Genomic DNA, 21,050 nt, shown 5'->3' with positions numbered 1-21,050 from the left:
CGCCGAGCACCGATGTAAAGGACCTCAAGTGGTATTCGCAGTTGTGCGCGCCGGTGGGCGGCAGGAGAAGGTCGAAGTGGGCTCCGTGCTCACCGTGAACCGCGTTGTTGCCGACGACGAGGGCAACGTCACGCTGCCTGCCCTGCTCCTCGTCGACGGAGAGACGGTCACGAGCGACGCCGACAAGCTCGCGAAGGTGACGGTCACGGCCGAGGTCCTGGAGGACCTCCGCGGCCCCAAGATCGTCATCCAGAAGTTCAAGAACAAGACCGGTTACAAGAAGCGCCAGGGCCACCGTCAGGAGCTCACGCGCCTCAAGATCACCGACATCAAGTAGTCGAGGAGCGATACTTCCATGGCACACAAGAAGGGTGCGAGCTCGACTCGCAACGGCCGTGATTCCAACGCGCAGCGCCTCGGCGTGAAGCGCTACGCGGGCCAGCAGGTGAACGCGGGAGAGATCCTCGTCCGCCAGCGCGGTACCCACTTCCACCCCGGCGCGGGCGTCGGCCGTGGCGGCGACGACACGCTGTTCGCCCTCGAGGCCGGTGTCGTCGAGTTCGGCGACAAGGGCCGCCGCAAGGTGGTCAACATCGTCGCGAGCGCCTAGCCTCGCGAACCACACGATCTCTCGAGTGAGGGGCGGCTCGGGCCGCCCCTCACTCGTCGTTTCAGGAGAAGACCCATGGCCACTTTCGTCGACCACGTGACCCTGTTCCTCAAGGCCGGTGACGGCGGCAACGGGTGCGCCTCCGTGAAGCGTGAGAAGTTCAAGCCGCTCGCGGGCCCCGACGGCGGCGACGGCGGCGACGGTGGCGACATCGTGCTCGTCGCGGACCCGAACGTCACGACCCTGCTCGCCTACCACCACTCGCCGCACCGGCGCAGCGACAAGGGTGGCTTCGGCATGGGCGATTTCCGGAACGGTACGACGGGCGCGACGCTCGAGCTGCCCGTTCCCGTCGGCACGGTCGTCCGTGACGCCGACGGGACGGAGCTCATCGACCTCACCGAGCCCGGCATGCGCATCGTCGTCGCCGAGGGCGGGCAGGGCGGGCTCGGGAACGCGGCGCTCGCCACGACGAAGCGGAAGGCGCCCGGATTCGCGCTCCTCGGCACCCTCGGCGACGAGACCCAGATCGGGCTCGAGCTCAAGGTCGTCGCGGACGTCGCCCTCGTCGGCTATCCGTCCGCCGGCAAGTCGAGCCTCGTGGCCGCGCTCTCGGCCGCGAAGCCGAAGATCGCCGACTACCCGTTCACGACGCTCCACCCCAATCTCGGCGTCGTCCAGGCCGGTGACGTGCGCTACACGATCGCCGACGTGCCCGGCCTCATCGAGGGTGCGAGCGAGGGGAAGGGGCTCGGCCACGAGTTCCTCCGGCACGTCGAGCGTTGCTCGGCCCTCCTGCACGTGCTCGATTGCGCGACCCTCGAGCCCGGCCGCGATCCGATCAGCGACCTCGACGTCATCCTCGAGGAGCTGCGCGCCTACCCGGTGCCCGAGGGGCAGGTTCCCCTCCTCGACCGCCCGCAGCTCGCTGCGCTCAACAAGATCGACGTGCCCGATGCGCGAGAGCTCGCGGAGTTCGTACAGGGCGAGATCGAGGCGCGCGGCTTCCGCGTGTTCCCGATCTCGACGGTGAGCCACGAGGGGCTGCGGGAGCTGAGCTTCGCGCTCGCCGACCTCGTCGAGCGCGACCGCGCCGAGAAGGTCGCCGAGCAGGAGGTCGCTCCGCGCATCGTGCTCCGGCCGAAGCCCGTCGACGAGCGCGACTTCGAGATCCGTGTCGAGGGCGGCACGTACGGCAACGTGTACCGCATCCTCGGCCGCAAGCCCGAGCGGTGGGTCGCCCAGACGATGTTCGGCAACGACGAGGCGGTGGGGTATCTCGCCGACCGACTCAACAAGATCGGTATCGAGGACGCACTGTTCAAGGCCGGCGCGGTCGCGGGGTCCACGGTCGTGATCGGCCCCGGCGACGGTGTCGTGTTCGACTGGGAGCCGACGCTCACCTCCGCGGCGGAGCTCATCACGAGCCCGCGCGGAAGCGACGCACGCCTCGACGACAACCACCGCGCGACCCGCCGGGAGCGCAAGGACGCCTACTTCGACCGGATGGACGCGAAGGCGGAGGCGCGAGCCGAGCTCGAGCGGGAGCGCGAGGCGGGGCTCTGGACCGAGGACGCGGGGCAGGACGGATAGGATGGCGAACATGATCGACCTCATCACCGCAGCGGCCGAAGAGGGCCACCACGTCGTCAACGAGCTCGCGATGCCGCCCGTCATGTTCGGCGTGATCGCGATGGTGCTGTTCCTCGTCCTCACGTGGGTCACGTTCCTCGCCCGGAACTCGGCCAACCGTCACCCCGAGCACTCCGAGGTCCACCCGTACGTGCCGTTCCAGCACGGTTCCGGCGACGCATCGCACTAACGGGGCCGCTGCCACTCGTGACCCCCGCACCGAACTCAGCACCCACCGCCGGCCCCGACGACGGGCCCCGTCGACGACGCGTGGGCATCATGGGTGGCACCTTCGACCCCATCCACCACGGCCACCTCGTCGCCGCGAGCGAGGTCGCGAAGGTGTTCGAACTCGACGAGGTCGTCTTCGTCCCCACGGGGAACCCGTACAAGAAGACGAACGTCTCGTCGAGCGAGCACCGCTACCTCATGACCGTCATCGCGACCGCGTCGAACCCGAGCTTCCGCGTGAGCCGGGTCGACATCGACCGCGGTGGCCCCACGTACACGATCGACACGCTGCGTGACGTCCGTCGCCTGCTGCCGGACGCCGACCTGTTCTTCATCACGGGGGCCGACGCGATCACACAGATCCTGCAGTGGAAGGACGCGCAGGAGATGTTCGACGTGGCGCAGTTCGTCGCGGTCACCCGTCCGGGCCACGAACTCGTCCTGGACGGGCTCCCGACCGATCGCGTGAGCGTGCTCGAGGTGCCCGCGCTCGCCATCTCGTCGACCGACTGCCGGGCGCGCGCGCGGCGCGGGTTCCCCATCTGGTACCTCGTGCCGGACGGGGTCGTCCAGTACGTCGCGAAGCACCACCTCTACCAGGCGGAGGAGGTGGCGGCACTGTGAGCGATCAGCCCACGCGACGCGAGCTCCGGGAGCGGGAGCGGGCGCGGGCCGAGGGTGCGGCCGCACCGGACGGCGGGACGACGAACTCGGCCGAGCCGCACCGCGCCGCGGAACCGCCGAGCGCCCCCGAACCGCCTCGCCGTCCTGAACCGTCGCGCGCATCCGCCGATGCGAGCCGGTCGCTCCCCACCGAGCGGCCGACGGCGCCGCGTCCACCCCAGGGCCATCCCGCCCGTGTGCCGGACGCCGGTACGGTGCGCTCCGATCGTGGTCCCACACGGCCCGGCGCCGACGCGTCGCAACCCTCCACCGTGCAGTCCACGTGGGCCGCGCCGGCGCACGAGGGGCGATCGCCCCGCCAGGCCGCCACGTCGTCCTCCGAGACGACCGCGTCGGGTGGCCCGCGTCCACCCCGGGAGCCCGTTCGGCCCACCGAGTCGCGTGGCGCACGCCCCGGTTCCTACGACCGCTCCGACGAGCCCGCGCACACACCCGCACCCACACGCCCGGCGGAGGTGCCGCCCGCGAGTGCCGTGGGAACGCCACCGCGTGCGGACGGTGCGGGCGAGCTCCCGCGCACGCGTCCGCAGGACCTGGGCCCGAGCGGGCGGGCCGCGGCGTCGACCGTGCAGCCCGGTCCCGAGAGCGGGCCGAGGCCACCGAGGGAACCCCGTCGCGACGTCCCGCCCACCCGGACCGAGCCGCCGGTGCTCGACGGGCCACGCGAGCCGGATCGCTCGCCGGGTGACGACCCGCATCCGCACACGGGCGCCTCGTTCGTGCGTCCGCCCTCCGCGGATGCGGACGACTACTTCCACCGGCTCGTCGTCGCGAGCCACGGTGGCGATGCGCCGACGGGCATGATCGTCATGCCGGAGACCTTCGATCCCGATCTCACGGGCGCCCTGAACCGGACGGGCGACGTCATGCTGACCGGCTCGCTGCGTGTGTCGCGTGAGCTGTCGAGCTACGGCGGCTTCCGCGACGATCTCGAGTCGCCGGATGTCGATGTCGAGCTCATCACGGACAACGTGCGTGGCCAGCACCGACCGGTCCCGGCACGTCGATCCGTCTCCGCGCAGCGCGAGACGGGCCTCGGGCTCACGCCGACGCACGAGCGCGGCATCAAGGTGTGGATCGGCGTGCTCGTCGGGGCACTCGTCGTCGCCGTCGGTGGTGCCGGCGTCATCGTGTTCGGGTTCGTGAACGGATGGTTCTGATCGTCCGCGCCCGCACCCTCCCATCGCACGCCATCGACTCGCGCGCGCGATCGTCGCGTGCGCGCTCCCACGAGAGGAACTCATGACCGCAACCCCCCGTGCCCTCGAGCTGACCCGCGTGGCGGCGGAGGCCGCCGATGCGAAGCAGGGCAGCGACCTCGTCGCGCTCGACGTGTCCGCGACGATGCCGTTGACCGACGTGTTCCTGCTCGCGACGGGGCGCAACGAGCGGATGGTGCTCTCGATCGCCGAGGAGATCGAGGATCGTCTGCAGCAGGAGCTGGGGCAGAAGGCGATCCGGCGTGAGGGGCGTGACGAGGGGCGCTGGGTGCTGCTCGATTTCGGTGACCTCGTCGTGCACGTGTTCCACGAGGAGGACCGCATGTACTACGGCCTCGAGCGCATCTGGCGCGACGCCCCGTCGATCCCGCTCGAGGTCGAGGGTGCGGCGGCGCAGGCCGAGGACTCGGCCCCCGTGCAGGACTGAGCATCGCCGCTCGTCGCCGGCCGGTTCGAGCGATGCGGTGGCGGCCCGCCGCCGTTCGCGCTCGTGGATCGGACGTGTCGGTTGCGGGGGAGTGGTACGGTCGGCGGGGCTCGGGCGGTGATGACGGTCATGCCGGCGGGTCGTTCGGAGGTTGCCGTGTCGCAGTCGCGTTCGACGTCGCAGTGGGTGTGGCTCGTCCTGCTCGGGCTCGTCGCCGGATTCCTGTCGGGCATGTTCGGTGTCGGTGGTGGCATCCTCATCGTTCCCGCGCTGATCCTGCTCATCAAGATGGATCCGAAGATCGCAACGGGAACGTCGTTGCTCGCGATCCTGCCCGTCGCGGTCGTCGGTGTCGTGACCTATTCGATCGGCGGCCACATCGACGTGTGGATCGCGCTGCTCATGGCGATCGGTTCGATCGGCGGCTCGCAGATCGGCACGCGACTGCTGCGCCGCATCTCGCGAACCGCGCTGCAGTGGGCGTTCATCGGCTTCATCGTCGTCGTGATCGTGTCGCTGTTCCTCGTGATTTCGTCGCGGGACGCGGTCGTCGACATCCATCTGTGGTCGGGGGCGGCGCTCGTGGTGCTCGGCTTCGTGACGGGCATCCTCTCGGGCCTCCTCGGCATCGGTGGCGGGGTCATCATCGTGCCGATGCTCGTGCTGTTGTTCGGGGCGAGTGACCTCGTCGCGAAGGGCTCGTCGCTGCTCATGATGATCGTGACGAGCATGTCGGGCACGATCAGCAACGCCCGCAATCGGAACGTCGATTTCCCGGCTGCGATCGTGATCGGCATCGGTGCGTGCCTGACGACGGCCTTCGGCGCGATCGTCGCGGCGGCGATCCCACCGTTCGAGGCGAACGTCGCGTTCGCCGTGTTCCTCGTGCTCATCGCCGCGCGCATGATCGCGACGATGGTGTCGGAGCGTCGCAAGCGCGGCCTCGACGGTGACGCCGGTGCCGCTCCGGCGGGGGACACGCCCGCACGCTGAGGTCGATTTCGCATCGACGCGGTTCGTTCGCTATGATCGTCGAGTTGCATCCGAGTGAATCGGAAGCAAACGGGTCTGTGGCGCAGCTGGTAGCGCACCTGCATGGCATGCAGGGGGTCAGGGGTTCGAGTCCCCTCAGATCCACCCAAAGTGTCTTACGCGAACACGCGACATGCGTAGGTTCGTCGTGTTCGTGTTCCGCCCCCTTGCCTTCGTCTTCGCTGTGCTCGTGGGCTTCGCGGACGATAGTGGAGAACGGCTCCGCGAGTCTCGGGCGTAGTTGCTCGTCGTCGGTGATGTCGAGGCGGGTGTAGAAGGCTTGGTTCGCCAACCGCCTGTCGGCATCACCTGATCGGGCGTAGGCATGGTGGGCGTCGGTGAGCAGCCGCAGGGAGTCGTGCAGGAACGTCCGCCCGCCGGTGTGGTGCTCGTCGTGCTCGGCCAGTTTCCGGTTCACGTCCGCGAGGCCCGCCCGGATGCGGTCTTGATGCCGTTTCAGGGTGGGCAGGTCGATCGCGTCGGCGAAGTGCGCGGCCAGTAGCTTGTCGCTCTCGGATTCGAGGCGGGCTCGGTTTGCCATGAGGTCGGCGATCTCTTGGTCGCGGCCGGACATGCGCTTGTCGAACGCGGCATCGACCTTCGCGGCCAGGTCGCGGTAGGTCTGGTCGTTGATCGTGATGGAGGCGTAGGAGTCTGCGACGAGGCGTTCCGCGACCGCGACGGGCACCGCCCGCCTCGTGCAGTTTGTCTTCTTGGCGGCGCGGCCGGAGCAGACGAAGTAGGCGTAAGTGGTGCCGCGTGGGTTGGTGGCGAAGTCGAGCAGCATCCTCGACCCGCAGGTGCCGCAGTGCAGCAGACCTTTCAGGTGGTGGGCGTGCTGAACGTGCCTAGTCATCTTCGCGGTGCGCGCCCGTAGCAGCGATTGCACCGTGTCGAACAAGGCCGGTTCCACGATGGGCTCGTGCGCGCCGGGATACAGCCCGCCCTTGTACCGGATTACGCCCGCGTAGTACGGGTTCGTCAGCAGCTTGTAGAGCGTGTTCTTCCCCAACGGCTTTGACGGGCGCTTCGGCGTCGGCACCGTCACCAGACCCCGCGCAGTCAGGTCGCGCAGCAGCCCGGTCACTGAGGTCTCGCCGTCGGCGTACCGCTCGAACGCCCAGGTGATGAGCGGTGCCCGTTCGGGATCGACCTCCACCGTGCGAATCTCGCGGCCCTGCTCGTCGGTGCGGCGCACGTTGAGATAGCCGATGGGAGCACGCATCGGCGTGCCACCCTGCGCGACCTTCTGCGTGAGCCCCTTGGTGACCTCAGTAGCGAGGTTCCGGGAGTAGAACTCCGCAATGCTCGACATGATGCCGTGAACGAGCATCCCCGAAGGAGTCTGGTCGATGGACTCGGTGGCAGAGACGAGGGTGACACCAGCGGCGAGGAGGGCTTCGTGAATCTTCACGTCGTCGGCACGGTTGCGGGCGAGCCGGTCGAGCTTGTGAACGAGGCAGAACTGCACCCGTGTTGCGGCGATGAACGCGAGCATGTCTTGCAACCCGTCACGATCGGCCGAGCGTGCGGACTCCCCGGCGTCTGCGAACTCGCGCACGATCCGCGCACCCAGCTCGTCGGCCTTGCGCTGGTTCGCCTCCCGTTGTGCGGGGATCGAGAAGCCTTCGTCAGTGCCGCCGCGCTCGGCCTGCTCCCGCGTCGAGACACGCAAGTACGAGACGGCCAGCAGGACTGGTGCCTCTTCGGTGTGCTCGGACGCCGTGGCATCGAGGGCCGTGGTTCTCATAATGTCCTCCTCATCGGAGATTGCTTTGTCGTTGCTCTCGGCAGCGGGCCGACGGTGGTGCAAATTTTGCCCCACCGTCGAGATGATCCGACTGTTCTGCTCGGATGCTCTCGGGCGGCGGGAGCCCATAGGGGTCTGGCTTGCCGTCCCGCCAGGCACGGTGCCGCGCCTCGGCGATGCTCAGCACCCACTCGATGAGCTTGCCCAGATCAGGCTCGTCTCGTCGCGTCGTCCGAAGGCGCAGACGCTGATCCTCAGTCTTCATGCCAGGTAGGTGCGCAGCACCTCCCAAGACCCGAGCACAGGAGTGAATTACTGCCCGCGATCGCAACCCTGATCCAGACGACACGCCTCTTGCAGATCAAGGACCGGACTAGTACGTATGGAATTGTGATGAGGTCAGACTACCGCTCTTCGGCCGCCTCGGGCAGGGCGAACTTTGGCAGGTGGAGCAAGCCCCGTCCGAGAGCCGCGGTGAACAGTTCCTCCGCCAGAGCATCGAACTCTGGCGCGAGGAACTGTGCTGCCGCGTCCGCGATGTCGAGGTCGGCGCCTTGCTCGTCAGCGCGCAGTCGCACGACGATCACGGCACGGATGTCGTCACACCAGTCCTGGGTCGCGATTGCCAGTGACGGGAGAACTCCGGCGACCGCGTCGGCGAGGAGCCTGACCAGGGCTTGACCTTCGTTGCGAGCAAACAGTCGATCCAGTGCCGTCACGATGCTAGCCCGCACTTCCTCGGGCTCGGAGCTCTCGGGCGCGGGGCTGCCGTCGAGGAATGCGATCGTGCTCGCCCGCATACGACTGATCGCGTCCAGCGCCAGCCCCTCTTTCCCCTTGCCCGGGAAGTGGTGATACATGCTCCCGTGCCCCACCCCGGAGCGCTGCTGGAACATCTGCGGGCTCGTCGCCTCGAACCCCCGCTCCGCCAACAGCGCGCACGCCGCCGCGACGAGCTTTTGCTTCGAGTCATACGCCGGACGCCCCGGACCACGCCGCTTCTCCATCTGAACCCCTCCATGCTCCACTGCCAGCTGGGCGCTTCCGCAATTTCGTACAGACTAGTACGTACCTTGATCTGCAAGACGCGTGGACATCGCAGATCAAGCGTCTCGAACCATGGCATTCTCTGAGCGGGGTCGCCGAGAGGTGCCTCACCGCGGTACCAAGCAGGCAGGGTGAGTTTGTCTCGCACCTGCGGGGCGGGCTGTATCTTGGCGGCCGCTGGCCCCCTCGGCGGGGCTCTCGGGGAGTGTCAGTAGGTCACCGTAGAATCGTATGAAGAGCCTCGAAGGCCGACTCCGCCAGCATTAAAGGAGATGATCAGCGTGACTGTTCGGGTAGCAGTTGCTCCCGATCTTCTCCACTGGGCGGTGGAGCGGGCCGGGTGGGACGACGAGACGGTCGACAGACGCGCCCCTAAGCTCGACGAGTGGGTCGCTGGTCGGCAACCGACGCTCAAGCAGCTTGAGAAGTTCGCCAGCGACACTCACACACCTCTTGGCATGCTCTTCTTGGCGGAGCCTCCTGACGAGGAGGTTCCTATTCCGGACTTGCGCACGCTCAGTAACGCCGGGGTGGCTCGGCCGTCCGCAGACATGCTCGATGCGATCTACATTTGCCAAGATCGCCAGCAGTGGTACCGCGGCTACGCTGTCGAGCACGGCCATACGCCACTGGAGTTCGTTGGTTCCGCGACGACTAATGACCGCCCCGCTCTCGTGGCCGATCGTATCCGCAACTTGCTGAACTTCGATGTCGCTGACCGCGCAGTGTTCAGCAACTGGGAGGATGCGCTACGCCGTCTCATCGACCGCATCGAAGCAATCGGGGTGCTGGTGATGGTGAGCGGGATCGTCGGCGCGAACACGCACAGGGTCCTCCGCCCAGAGGAGTTCCGAGGCTTTGCACTCGCGGACCCGATCGCCCCGTTGATCTTCGTCAACGGTACCGATACGAAGGCTGCTCAGATATTTACGATGATCCATGAGCTTGCTCATATTTGGCTTGGCGAGAGCGCGTTGTCTGATGCTGCAATGAACGCAGACCACGGTCAGGAAGCCGAGTTGTGGTGCAATCAGGTCGCTGCCGAGGTGCTCGTTCCACAGGCCCTCCTTCGCAGTGACTACTGTGGCGAGCCGACAGTCGCAGAGTTGGAGCGGCTTGCGGGCCGATACCGTGTGAGCACTCTCGTCGTACTCAAACAGCTCTTCGCCGCTCGGCTGCTCACTTGGGGAACCTTCGAGCAACTCTACGACGAAGAGCTTGAGCGTCTGATAGCGATCCTTGCAACTCGACGTGGAGAAGCAACTGGAGGGAATTACTACTACACTCAGCCACTGCGACTCAGCCGCCAGTTCGCTCGCGCTGTGATCTCTAGCGCATTCGAGGGAGCAACGGGATTTCGTGATGCTTACCGGCTGCTTGGGACGAAGAAGCACGAGACGTTCAGGAATCTCGCCGCGGAACTCGGGGTGGCGTGATGTACCTACTGGACACGAATGTGCTCATCGAGGCGAAGAACCGGTATTACGCCTTCGATATCGCTCCCGGCTTCTGGGCGTGGCTGGACCGCGCTCACGACCAGAAACTTGCTTGCAGCATCGAGGCAGTCCGCGACGAGTTGTTGGCTGGTAATGACGAACTCGCCGATTGGACTCGGCAGCACCCTGACTTCTTCCGACCGCTCGACCAAGGCGCCACGCGACACTTCGCTCCGCTGACAACTTGGGCGAGTTCACGCGACTTCACACCGGCAGCGATCGCTGCGTTTACGGGCACCGCCGCCGACTACTTGCTGGTCGCGTATGCCAAGGAGCATGAGCACATCCTCGTCACACACGAACGGCCCGATCCAAACGCCAAGGCGCGGATCTTTATCCCCGATGCCTGCATCGCGCTCGGTGTCGAGTACGCCGACACATTCAAAATGCTCCGGTTGACCGGTGCACACCTGGATCTACGTGCCTGAGAATGAGCGAGGAACCTTGATCAACCCGAACACCAGCTTCACCGCGAGCTCCGTGAAGCTCCAGACATTGCTTGAGAACGCACGGGAGGGACGCCTCCAACTCCCGGACTTCCAGCGCAGCTGGGTGTGGGACGAAGAGCGTATCCGAGGCCTGATTGCTTCGATTTCTCGGGGGTTCCCAGTTGGAGCCGTCATGACGTTACGCACGGGCGGCGCAGTTGATTTCAAACCACGACCGTTGGAGGGAGCACCCTCCTCTGCATCAGACGAAACGCCCGATTCCCTCTTGTTGGATGGTCAGCAGCGGCTCACCTCGCTATACCAAGTGCTCGTGCGCAAGCAGGTCGTGGCTACTCTGACTCCACGGCGTCAGCGGGTTCGGCGATGGTTCTACCTAGACATTGAGAAGTGCCTCGATGAAGCTGGTGACCGCGACGAAGCGGTTGTCATCCTGCCCGAAGGCCGGCGAGTGACATCAGAGTTCGGACGGGTGATCGACCTCGATCTCTCCACGCGCGAGCTGGAGTTCGAGAACATGATGTTCCCGCTGACCTCGGTTCTTGACTATGCCGACTGGCAGACGGCGTTCGTGATGCAATACAGCGCTACGGGCGACTTCCAGGCCCGATTCCAGCGACTGAACGAGTTTCACGAGCGGGTCATCAAGAACTTCACGGAGTACCTCGTCCCTCAGATCGAGCTTTCAGCGTCCACGAGCAAGGAAGCGGTCTGCGTTGTATTCGAGAAGGTGAACACCGGTGGCAAGGCGCTCGACGCCTTCGAGCTCATCACCGCGATGTATGCGGCCGATGGATACGAGTTGCGCAAGGACTGGTTTGGCACCGAGGAAGGCGAGGGGCGGCACGGCAGGCTACGTGCCGCAATGCGGTTGCCGTCTGCGGCCGAGGGCGTCCTCTCTGGCGTCGGCAACACGGACTTCCTGCAGGCCATCTCGTTGTTCCATACCCGAGACCTGCGAGAGGCCGCTAAGGCGGAAGGCAAGACGGGCAGAGAACTGCCTCAGGTCTCGGCGACCAGGCAAGTCCTGCTCAACCTCCCACTGAACGCCTACGTGCAGTATCAGCACCGAGTCGAAGAAGGTTTCCTCGCAGCAGCCAGGTTCCTCATTCAACTCGACATCTACCGTGTGAAGGACCTTCCTTACCAGAGCCAAGTTGTCCCGCTTGCAGCGATTCTTGCGGAACTCGGTCGTGACGCTGACTCTCCGGCGGCAATCGAGAAGATTCGCAGGTGGTACTGGAACGGCGTATTCGGTGAGCTGTACGGCTCTTCGACGGAGACTCGCATCGCGAAGGACTTCATCGAGGTCGTGGAGTGGGTGCGTGGCGGTTCGGAACCCTCGACCGTCCGCGATGCAACGGTGCGAGCTGACCGCCTGGACACGATGCGCATGCGGCTCTCGGCGGCGTACAAGGGAGTCAACGCACTGCTGATGAACCGAGGAGCAGAAGACTTCCGTTCAGGCCAAACCTTCAGCCACACCATCTTCTTCGATGAGAACGTCGACATTCACCACATCTTCCCGCAGGACTGGTGCAAGAAGCAGGGCATCGCGAAGCAGGTCTACGACTCCATCATCAATAAGACCCCGCTCACGGCCCGGACGAATCGGATCATCGGAGGCGTTGCGCCGAGCGAGTACCTCGCACGGATCGAAGATGACGGCGCGGAGACCGAGGCAGTCGATAGCAGGCTTCGGAGCCACCTCGTGGACCCGAGCCTGCTGCGCAGTGATGACTTCGGGGCAGCCTTCCGCAAGCGTCGAGACGAGCTTGTGGTCCTGATCGAGAAGGCAATCGGAAAGCCCGTAATCGTCACTGAGGGCTCTGAGCTAGACGGTGACTTCGATGAGGACCCGACCGAAATCGAGGACCTCGGGTCTGACGCCTTGTGAGATGGAGTCCTGTCCGACTTGCTAATGCTCGCGGAGCTTGGCCCACACAGTGCCGCGATGCACCCCGAACTGCCGCGCCAGCGCGTTCACACTGACACCGTCGGCGCGGGCTGTTCGCATAGCGTCCACTTCCTCTCCTGTGAGCCGAGTTCGAGGTCGTTTCGTTGGTTCCGCGGACGCGCCGATCAGCGGGTCGTCGGCCTCGCCATCGGGCTCGGCGTCCCCACGAACGCCTTGATTCCACGCGGAAACAAGCCTCTCAACCCTCGGTCGCCTGTTCCCGCAGTGCTCCATTGGGCCCACGTAAGATGAGAAAATCGAAACTTGCCCCGCCTGATGGCGGGGCAGTTTTGTTTCTGCGGTGACGTGGGCCGGGGCATCGATGCTGGTGTGTGCGAGGACGCTGGCGGTGGTCTGCTCGGGGGTGTAGGTGGCGTTCTCTTCGTCGTCGATCGTGATGCGGGTGAACAGGGCGCGATTGAGGATGCGTCGTTCGGCTGGTTCGCACTTGTTGTAGAGCTCGTCGAGGTCGACCAGGAGTTCGGTGAGCTGGTCCAAGCCTGTTCGGGCCTCGGCGTAGGTGTCGGTGAGGTTGTCGAGCCGTCTGGTGATCTGATTGACTCGCCCCGGCGTGTCCGGAGACTGGATTCCTTGGAAGGATCAGTCTCATGGCACGACCCAGCAAATACCCCGCCGAGCTGCGTGAGCGCGCGGTCCGGATGGTCGCGGAGGTCCGCGACGATCATCCGAGCGAGCTCGCCGCGATCCGGCATGTCGCCGGGCTTCTCGGCATCGGCTCCCCGGAGACGCTGCGGACCTGGATCCGGCGGCGCGAGATCGACGCGGGCGAGCGTCCTGGGGTGACGACCGAGCAGGCCGAGGAGAACAAGCGCCTCAAGCGCGAGAACGCCGAGTTGCGGCGGGCGAACGAGATCCTGAAGGCCGCGTCGGCTTTCTTCGCGGCCGAGCTCGACCGGCCACAGAAGCGATCGTGAGGTTCATCACCGATCACAAGGACCGAGCTGATGGAGGTCTGCGGTGGGGTGTCGAGTCGATCTGTGCCGTGCTCGCCTCGCATGGTGTCGGGATCGCCCCATCGACCTACTACGACGCGAGAGATCGCGGCCTGTCGGCGCGTGAACAGCGTGACGAGAGGTGGAAGGACATCATCTTCACCACCTGGGAGAAGCAGCGTCGTCGCCTCGGGGCGCGCAAGCTCTGGCTCCGGCTGCGCCGAGACGGCCACTCCATTGCCCGCGTCACCGTCGAGCGCCTCATGCGCGAGCTCGGGGTCAGCGGTGTGATTCGTGGCGGCCGCAAGAAGCCTGCCGATACCGGTGAGCGGCAGACGCGGCCGGCGGACCTCGTCGACCGGCACTTCCGTCGGTTCCGCACCGATCAGCTGTGGGTGGCGGATTTCACGTATGTGTGGACGTGGACGGGCTGGGTGTATGTCGCGTTCGTGTTCGACGCGTACTCACGCCGCGTCCTCGGATGGCGGGCCGCGACATCGATGGCGACGCCGCTGGTGTTGGACTGTCTCGAGATGGCACTGTTCACGCGCCGCCGCGAGGGCGCCACCAGGTTCGCGGGGCTGACGCATCACACGGATGCCGGGTCGGTCTACACGTCGATCGCGTTCACCGAGCGCCTCGCCGACGAACATATCGACCCGTCAGTCGGCAGCGTCGGTGACGCGTATGACAACTCCCTCGCGGAGTCCCAGATCGGGCTCTACAAGTCCGAGCTGATCCATCTCGAGGGGCCGTGGCGGGACATCGCGCATGTCGAGGCCGCGACCGCGGAGTGGGTGTCGTGGTTCAACACGGAGCGGATGCACAGCTCACTCGACGACCTCACCCCGAGCGAGGTCGAGCAGATCGACTACGCTCGCCACCAGTCGTTGGAAACAGCGGCCTGACACCAGTCAATAACTCTCCGGACACGCCGGGGCGAGTCAGATCGTCAAGCAGCTGCTCTACCGGGAAGATCCGGGCAAGACTCCTGCCTCCCGGTTTCGTCGAATCGAGCGCTTCCGGTGGTGGAGAGAGTTCGGCACGGCTGCACTGCTCGGTCTCGCTGTCGCTGTCATCTTCCTGCTAACCGGCTGGACCGCACAGATCGCTGGCACCTTCACGGCGCTGAACGATCTCGGAGTCTGGACGCACCTGATCATCTGTGGCGTGGCAACGGCCGCGGTGCTTCTGGTGCGCTGGTTGTTCTACGGGAAGCTCCGCATCAAGCAGCTGTCTGCCGGCGCAGCGACTGTCACGCTCGATGACAACTCTGTGTCGTACTTCGATCAGTACCTCGACGAGATCGTCTACTTCTTCGACATGTCGGATCGTGACGTCGTGATCTTCGAGGACATCGACCGCTTCAACGACTCACACATCTTCGAGACGCTGCGCGCGCTCAATACATTGCTCAACGCCTCGGTGGTGTCATAGCGTCGAAGCAACACTCCTGTTCGGCGGGGGTCTGATCGATGGAGTGTGTGGATGTCGCGGGTGGGGTTGTCGTTCAGTGACAGGTCGGAGATCTCCACGGCGTCGAAGGCGGGTTGGGGTGTGCGGAAGATTGCCCGTCACCTGGGGCGTTGCCCGTCAGTGGTCTCCAGGGAGCTGCGTCGGAACGCGACGAAGACCCGCGGCTACCAGGCCGTGACCGCAGACGTGGCCGCGCAGCGTCGCCGGGCCCGTCCGCAGCAGCGGAAGGTCGCGGCGGATCCGGTGCTGCAGGCGCGGGTGAATGCTGACCTAGCCGCATCGTGGACGCCGAACGAGATCGCGGGCCGCTTGCGCCTGGAGGCAACAGACCCGACTGTTGGCCGTATGGCGAACTCTCCTGATGCGCAGGGCCGCACCGTCTCTGGTGAAGCGATCTACCAGTACATCTACGCGATCCCGCGCGGGGAACTGGCCCGGCGCGGGATCTTTCTGCAGTCCAAGCGCACCAAGCGCAGGCCCCGCACTACGGGCCGGTCCCGGGGCGGGCCGATCATCGGGATGGTCCCGCTCTCAGAACGGGGCGAGGACGCCGCCGAGCGCCGGGTGCCAGGCCACTGGGAGGGGGACCTGATCATCGGGAAGAACGGTGCCTCCTGCGCGGCGACACTGGTGGAGCGGATGAGTGGTTTCACCGGGCTGCTGGCTCTGCCCTCCAAGCACGCCGAGGGCACCGCGGACGCGGTCATCGAGTATTTCAACGAGCTGCCCCAGATGATGAAGGCGTCACTCGCGTGGGACCAGGGCAGCGAGATGGCCCACCACGCGAAGGTCACCTTGGCCACGAACATGCCGGTCTACTTCGCCGACCCCCACTCGCCCTGGCAGCGACCCAGCAACGAGAACACCAACCGGCTCTACCGCGAGTACCTGCCCAAAGGCACGGCGATACCCGACCACCAGCCCTACCTGACCACGATCGCCGAGGAGATCAACAACCGGCCCCGCCGCCGGCTCGGCTTCCTGACACCGACCGAAGCATTCGCTCGACTACTGGCCGGCGAGCCCCATGTTGCTTCCACGCCTTGACATCGCCCTCGCCCCAGATCGAGAAGCCGATCCGCTTCATCTACGCGATCAAGGACAGCATCTTCGACCGAATCGGCTTGGAGGCGGAAGGCCGCAAGCTCGAAACCGGCGTGCTCGCAATCGAAGATCCTGCGCAAGCCGAGGCGGTGCGTGCGAACCGCACCAAGTTCTTCGATCTCGTGATTCCCGTGGTTCCGTTCATCACGCATCGCAGCGCTCGCAATCTGGCGACCCAGTTGTTGGGCAAGATCGAGCACAAGGTGGCGCCGGAACTGCTCGATCTGGCTGCGCAGTACGTCCCTGACATGCGGCTGCTGAAGAACGTCCGCAACGAGTTCGTCGTCTTCCGCGATCGAATCTTCTCAGGCGACGGTGAGCAACTCGACCTGAGCGAGACCGATCTGTTCGCGATGATGCTCTACAAGAGCACGCACCTCACGGACTTCGAGACGATCCGGCTCGGCAAGAGCAATCTGGACACTCTCTACAAGCTCAGTCGCGAGCTGGTGACTGAAAACATCAAGCGGATCGAGGGTGAGCGGCGTGCGCTGCGTCAGCGGCTTGCACGCAAGAGCGGCGCAGAGTCGCGCAGCTCTCACCTTGGGGGCTTGCTGGCAGCACACATTGAACGGACGGCTACCTCGGCAGCAGCGCTAGGAAGCCGACGTCGGAACGGTTTGACATCCTCGGTTGATGGCTCCCCTAAGTCGGACGCGGATCTCCGAAGTGTGGAGTTCTGGGCCGCTTTCGTTGCGGCTGATGGTGACCCAGAACTCCGTCAGCAGATGTCGTCCGGCAACGTACTAACGTTCTCGCGATCCAGCCTTGTCGGCGCGCTTGGTGATCCATTGGATGCTGACAGCTGGAGCGATGCGGATCGGGATTCGCTGAATGAACAGCTCGACGAGAAGATCGAGGACATCAAGTTCCTTCGCGGTGCGGACATGGGAGATCTGATCAAGCGCCCGGAGTTTCTTGTCATGTTCAAGGAACTCGACACGCCTGCGAGCGAAGGTACGCCTGCGACTTACAAGGAGAGCGCGCAGTCGCTTGAGTACGTCGCCGAGGCACTGCTCAAGCCCGGCTTGGCCTACCAGCTTGTTCGGGCAGGACACATCAACCGCAACTTCACGCTGTACACCTCCACTTTCCACGGTGATCGGGTAGGCCCCGCCGCGACGAACTTCATCATCCACCATGTCGAGCGAGACCTGATGGACGAGCATTTCGAACTCGCTCCCGATGATGTCGACGCCGTTGTTCGAGAGCGCGGCAAGAGCGCGCTGAAGGAGCCAGCACTCTACAACATCGCGATCCTCGATCGTCTCCTTGCTACCGACGTTGACGCAGCTGACATCATGATCCGCTCACTGGTTGGTCTAGGAGAAAACCAGGCGCGCTTCCTGCAGGCGTACCTGGCTGCAGGTGAGAAGCGTGCACAGCTCATCGAGCGGTTTACAGCCATGTCGTCAAGAGCGCTCATGTATCTCGTGAGCCAGGCCGAGCTCGACGAAGCTTCGCAGCTGGAGCTGGTGGATGCCGCGCTGGCAAACCTTTCAGCATCGGCGCAGCGTACGGACGCGGCAGTCATCGACTACCTGCGGACGCACTACGCGGAGTTTTCCGTCCTCACGGACGGCGGGACGTCCGCTCAGGCAGAGAGAGTTGGAGCGCTCTTCGCCGAGGCGAGCATCACGGTGCCTCGTCTGACGCCCCTCTCAGCAAGTGCCCGTCCGTCGTTCGTCTCGCGCAGCCTGTATGACATCACGCATGAGAACCTGGCCATCGCGATTGGCAATGAGGGGACCGTGGCGCTCGACATCATTCGAGCGGCGGACAAGACGGTCTATGACTACGTGCTCGAAAACGTGGGTGCGTATCTAGATGCGGTCGAGGGCTCCTCGGCGACGGTCGACACGCGTGAGCAGTTCATCGCTGTGCTTGAGGATCTACTCGAGCAAGGAGCGCCTCGTCTGGCCGACGTGGTTGAGCGTGCTGCGCCAGGATGTCAGGTCGTCGATCTTGGTGCCATCTCCGAGGGAGCGTGGCCGGCGTTGGCCTTGCATCAGCGGTTCCCCGCAACGTTGAACAATGTGAGCCGATACGTTGCCGGCTCTTCGGACATTCGGTGGGGGTGAGGCTCGCCGGGTGATGGTCGGCGGGTAGGGGTCGAGGTCCCCGAGGATCAGTAGCGCCAACTGCTGCTCCAACCGAGGACCTCGACGTGTCTCACGATAGTTCGGGGTGCGCTGACGCGTGCTCCGCCGCCTGCCCGTGTTCCCGCTGCGACTTGCTGCTCGGCCTCGATGGGGTCCATGTCGAGGACGTTGACCGCCGTGACGGGCTGCTGATCGTGACCGTCTCGAGCCCGGCGGCACCGACCGGCTGCCCGTCGTGCGGGGTCGTCGCGACCGGCCGCGGACGTCGCCGACGGGTGCTTCATGATGTGCCCGGCGTGACGCGGGTGCGGATCGTGTGGCGGCAGCGGGTCTGGCGGTGCGACGAGGTGGGATGCGTGCGACGGACGTTCGTGGAGCAGCTCCCGGGTCTGGTGGCCCGGCGCGGGTCGATCACCACGCGCGCCGTCGGCTGGGCGATCGGGCAGCTGCGCCGCGAGCACGCCACCGTGCACGGTATCGCCCGTCAGCTCGGAACGTCGTGGAAGACGGTGTGGCGGGCCGTCGAGCCCGAGCTGGTCAAACTGGCTGAGGACGAGTCCCGGTTCGAGAACGTCACCACCCTCGGCGTCGATGAGCACATCTGGCATCACGTCGACCCCCGAAAGCGCGGCCCGAAGGAACTGACCGGGATGGTCGATCTCAGCCGCGACAGCACCGGAAAGACGCGGGCCAGGCTGCTCGACCTCGTGCCCGGCCGCTCCGGGAAGGCCTACGCGTCCTGGCTCGCAGACCGCGGCGAAGCGTTCCGGAAGAACGTGCAGGTCGCAGCTCTTGACCCGTTCGCCGGCTACAAGACCGCGATCGACGACAAGCTCGAAGACGCCACGGCCGTGCTGGACGCGTTCCACGTCGTCAAGCTCGGCACCGCCGCTGTGGACGAGGTCCGCCGCCGCGTCCAGCAAGACACCCTCGGGCATCGCGGTCGGACCGGCGACCCGCTCTACGGGATCCAGACCATCCTCCGCGCCGGCGCCGAGAACCTCACCGAGAAGCAGCGGACCAGGCTCGCGGCAGCGATCGAGGCCGACCCCGCGCACGACGAGGTGTTCGTCGCATGGCAGTGCGCCCAGCAACTGCGTTCCGCCTACCACCAGAAGGACCTCGTCGAGGGGCGGCGGATCGCCGAGAAGGTCGTCGACACATTCCACACCTGCCCGATCCCCGAGATCGCCCGCCTCGGCCGCACCCTCCGCCGTTGGCAGGCAGCGTTCCTGGCCTACTTCACGACCGGACGATCATCGAACGGCGGCACTGAGGCCGTGAACGGGATCATCGAGCTCCACCGCCGCCTCGCCCGCGGCTTCCGCAACCGCGACAACTACCGGCTCCGCATGCTCCTCGCCGCCGGCGGACTCACCCCATGACCCCCACCGAATGTCCGAAGAGCCTTGGGGGCTCTTCGGACATTCGGTGGGGGTGAGGCTCGCCGGGTGATGGTCGGCGGGTAGGGGTCGAGGTCCCCGAGGATCAGTAGCGCCAACTGCTGCTCCAACCGAGGACCTCGACGTGTCTCACGATAGTTCGGGGTGCGCTGACGCGTGCTCCGCCGCCTGCCCGTGTTCCCGCTGCGACTTGCTGCTCGGCCTCGATGGGGTCCATGTCGAGGACGTTGACCGCCGTGACGGGCTGCTGATCGTGACCGTCTCGAGCCCGGCGGCACCGACCGGCTGCCCGTCGTGCGGGGTCGTCGCGACCGGCCGCGGACGTCGCCGACGGGTGCTTCATGATGTGCCCGGCGTGACGCGGGTGCGGATCGTGTGGCGGCAGCGGGTCTGGCGGTGCGACGAGGTGGGATGCGTGCGACGGACGTTCGTGGAGCAGCTCCCGGGTCTGGTGGCCCGGCGCGGGTCGATCACCACGCGCGCCGTCGGCTGGGCGATCGGGCAGCTGCGCCGCGAGCACGCCACCGTGCACGGTATCGCCCGTCAGCTCGGAACGTCGTGGAAGACGGTGTGGCGGGCCGTCGAGCCCGAGCTGGTCAAACTGGCTGAGGACGAGTCCCGGTTCGAGAACGTCACCACCCTCGGCGTCGATGAGCACATCTGGCATCACGTCGACCCCCGAAAGCGCGGCCCGAAGGAACTGACCGGGATGGTCGATCTCAGCCGCGACAGCACCGGAAAGACGCGGGCCAGGCTGCTCGACCTCGTGCCCGGCCGCTCCGGGAAGGCCTACGCGTCCTGGCTCGCCGAACGCGGCGAAGCGTTCCGGCAGAACGTGCAGGTCGCGGCGTTGGACCCGTTCGCCGGCTACAAGACCGCGATCGACGACAAGCTCGAAGACGCCACGGCCGTGCTGGACGCGTTCCACGTCGTCAAGCTCGGCACCGCCGCTGTGGACGAGGTCCGCCGCCGCGTCCAGCAAGACACCCTCGGGCATCGCGGACGGACCGGCGACCCGCTCTACGGGATCCAGACCATCCTCCGCGCCGGCGCCGAGAACCTCACCGAGAAGCAGCGGACCAGGCTCGCGGCAGCGATCGAGGCCGACCCCGCGCACGACGAGGTGTTCGTCGCATGGCAGTGCGCCCAGCAACTGCGTTCCGCCTACCACCAGAAGGACCTCGTCGAGGGGCGGCGGATCGCCGAGAAGGTCGTCGACACATTCCACACCTGCCCGATCCCCGAGATCGCCCGCCTCGGCCGCACCCTCCGCCGCTGGCGAGCCGCGTTCCTGGCCTACTTCACGACCGGACGATCATCGAACGGCGGCACTGAGGCCGTGAACGGGATCATCGAGCTCCACCGCCGCCTCGCCCGCGGCTTCCGCAACCGCGACAACTACCGACTCCGCATGCTCCTCGCCGCCGGCGGACTCACCCCATGACCCCCACCGAATGTCCGAAGAGCCATATTGGGGTTC

At 65.9% G+C, this 21,050-nt stretch carries 18 protein-coding genes, 1 tRNA gene and 3 pseudogenes; 19 read left to right on the top strand and 3 right to left on the bottom strand.

Annotation, left to right across the window (positions count from 1 at the left end):
• Window positions 1–28: 28 nt before the first annotated feature.
• The 10 genes from rplU to HNR16_RS18245 all read left to right on the top strand — a co-directional run bounded on the left by rplU (window position 29) and on the right by HNR16_RS18245 (window position 6,338).
• Window positions 29–337: a 50S ribosomal protein L21 gene (rplU, locus tag HNR16_RS10020; RefSeq protein WP_158040542.1), complete on the top strand. Its 309-nt coding sequence runs from the start codon at window positions 29–31 to the stop codon at window positions 335–337.
• An 18-nt stretch (window positions 338–355) separates the two neighbouring features.
• The gene (gene rpmA / locus HNR16_RS10015) at window positions 356–610 is read left to right on the top strand and encodes a 50S ribosomal protein L27 (protein WP_158040541.1); all 255 of its coding nucleotides are present in this window, start codon (window positions 356–358) and stop codon (window positions 608–610) included.
• A 75-nt stretch (window positions 611–685) separates the two neighbouring features.
• Window positions 686–2,203: a GTPase ObgE gene (gene obgE / locus HNR16_RS10010; protein ID WP_158040540.1), complete on the top strand. Its 1,518-nt coding sequence runs from the start codon at window positions 686–688 to the stop codon at window positions 2,201–2,203.
• Window positions 2,204–2,213: 10 nt separating this feature from the next.
• The gene (locus HNR16_RS10005) at window positions 2,214–2,432 is read left to right on the top strand and encodes a hypothetical protein (RefSeq protein WP_158040539.1); all 219 of its coding nucleotides are present in this window, start codon (window positions 2,214–2,216) and stop codon (window positions 2,430–2,432) included.
• A 17-nt stretch (window positions 2,433–2,449) separates the two neighbouring features.
• A complete protein-coding gene (gene nadD / locus HNR16_RS10000; RefSeq protein WP_225737850.1) occupies window positions 2,450–3,097 on the top strand; it encodes a nicotinate-nucleotide adenylyltransferase in 648 nt (215 codons plus the stop codon).
• Between the two features lie 707 nt (window positions 3,098–3,804).
• Window positions 3,805–4,317, top strand: coding sequence for a hypothetical protein (locus HNR16_RS09995; RefSeq protein WP_158040537.1), 513 nt, complete (start codon window positions 3,805–3,807; stop codon window positions 4,315–4,317).
• A gap of 82 nt (window positions 4,318–4,399) precedes the next feature.
• Complete coding sequence (gene rsfS / locus HNR16_RS09990; protein WP_158040536.1) at window positions 4,400–4,804, top strand: ribosome silencing factor; 405 nt, start codon at window positions 4,400–4,402, stop codon at window positions 4,802–4,804.
• Between the two features lie 156 nt (window positions 4,805–4,960).
• Entirely contained in the window at window positions 4,961–5,797 is an 837-nt protein-coding gene (locus tag HNR16_RS09985; protein ID WP_225737849.1) for a sulfite exporter TauE/SafE family protein, read from the top strand.
• 71 nt (window positions 5,798–5,868) lie between these two features.
• A tRNA-Ala gene (locus HNR16_RS09980) sits at window positions 5,869–5,941 on the top strand.
• A 253-nt stretch (window positions 5,942–6,194) separates the two neighbouring features.
• Window positions 6,195–6,338, top strand: a complete 144-nt coding sequence (locus tag HNR16_RS18245) for a hypothetical protein (RefSeq protein WP_225737848.1) — start codon at window positions 6,195–6,197, stop codon at window positions 6,336–6,338.
• A gap of 162 nt (window positions 6,339–6,500) precedes the next feature.
• Here HNR16_RS18245 and HNR16_RS18240 read toward each other — a convergent pair.
• A pseudogene (locus HNR16_RS18240) lies at window positions 6,501–7,586 on the bottom strand (recombinase family protein); the annotation flags it as partial.
• A gap of 404 nt (window positions 7,587–7,990) precedes the next feature.
• Window positions 7,991–8,593, bottom strand: a complete 603-nt coding sequence (locus tag HNR16_RS09970) for a TetR/AcrR family transcriptional regulator (RefSeq protein WP_158040534.1) — start codon at window positions 8,591–8,593, stop codon at window positions 7,991–7,993.
• 321 nt (window positions 8,594–8,914) lie between these two features.
• Here HNR16_RS09970 and HNR16_RS09965 point away from each other — a divergent pair, with 321 nt between their 5' ends.
• From HNR16_RS09965 to HNR16_RS09955, 3 genes are read left to right on the top strand one after another with little or no spacing between them, the layout of a single operon-like run.
• On the top strand, window positions 8,915–10,069 hold the full coding sequence (locus tag HNR16_RS09965; RefSeq protein ID WP_158040533.1) for an ImmA/IrrE family metallo-endopeptidase: 1,155 nt from the start codon (window positions 8,915–8,917) through the stop codon (window positions 10,067–10,069).
• Entirely contained in the window at window positions 10,069–10,557 is a 489-nt protein-coding gene (locus HNR16_RS09960) for a DUF4411 family protein (protein ID WP_158040532.1), read from the top strand. The genes HNR16_RS09965 and HNR16_RS09960 overlap by 1 nt, the downstream gene beginning before the upstream one ends.
• Window positions 10,532–12,472 carry a GmrSD restriction endonuclease domain-containing protein gene (locus HNR16_RS09955; protein WP_218868424.1) on the top strand — a complete coding sequence of 647 codons (1,941 nt, stop codon included), beginning with the start codon at window positions 10,532–10,534 and terminating at the stop codon, window positions 12,470–12,472. The genes HNR16_RS09960 and HNR16_RS09955 overlap by 26 nt, the downstream gene beginning before the upstream one ends.
• A 21-nt stretch (window positions 12,473–12,493) precedes the next feature.
• Here the strand turns inward: HNR16_RS09955 and HNR16_RS09950 are convergent, their stop codons facing one another.
• Window positions 12,494–13,030: a helix-turn-helix domain-containing protein gene (locus HNR16_RS09950; protein ID WP_179558192.1), complete on the bottom strand. Its 537-nt coding sequence runs from the start codon at window positions 13,028–13,030 to the stop codon at window positions 12,494–12,496.
• A 110-nt stretch (window positions 13,031–13,140) separates the two neighbouring features.
• Between HNR16_RS09950 and HNR16_RS09945 the strand changes: the two genes are divergently transcribed.
• From HNR16_RS09945 to HNR16_RS09920, 6 genes and pseudogenes are all read left to right on the top strand, one after another.
• Window positions 13,141–14,393, top strand: a protein-coding gene (locus HNR16_RS09945) for an IS3 family transposase (protein WP_158040531.1) whose coding sequence is annotated in 2 segments (ribosomal slippage) — window positions 13,141–13,423 and window positions 13,423–14,393 — 1,254 coding nt in all. Because the reading frame shifts where the segments join, the coding sequence is not laid out codon by codon here.
• A gap of 37 nt (window positions 14,394–14,430) precedes the next feature.
• Window positions 14,431–14,910, top strand: a pseudogene (locus tag HNR16_RS18820) (YobI family P-loop NTPase); the annotation flags it as partial.
• Window positions 14,911–14,973: 63 nt separating this feature from the next.
• Entirely contained in the window at window positions 14,974–16,008 is a 1,035-nt protein-coding gene (locus HNR16_RS09935; RefSeq protein WP_179558345.1) for an IS30 family transposase, read from the top strand.
• A gap of 2 nt (window positions 16,009–16,010) precedes the next feature.
• Window positions 16,011–18,146, top strand: a pseudogene (locus HNR16_RS09930) (YobI family P-loop NTPase); the annotation flags it as partial.
• Between the two features lie 86 nt (window positions 18,147–18,232).
• Window positions 18,233–19,552 (top strand): ISL3 family transposase, encoded by a 1,320-nt coding sequence (locus HNR16_RS09925; RefSeq protein ID WP_420850437.1) that lies wholly within the window; start codon window positions 18,233–18,235, stop codon window positions 19,550–19,552.
• Window positions 19,553–19,694: 142 nt separating this feature from the next.
• Window positions 19,695–21,014, top strand: a complete 1,320-nt coding sequence (locus HNR16_RS09920) for an ISL3 family transposase (protein WP_420850445.1) — start codon at window positions 19,695–19,697, stop codon at window positions 21,012–21,014.
• Window positions 21,015–21,050: the final 36 nt, after the last annotated feature.

This window comes from Pseudoclavibacter chungangensis, from assembly GCF_013410545.1.
Classification (GTDB): Bacteria; Actinomycetota; Actinomycetes; order Actinomycetales; family Microbacteriaceae; genus Pseudoclavibacter; species Pseudoclavibacter chungangensis.
The sequence above is the reverse complement of the archived record's forward strand: the minus strand, read 5'-3'. Positions and strand labels throughout refer to the sequence as shown.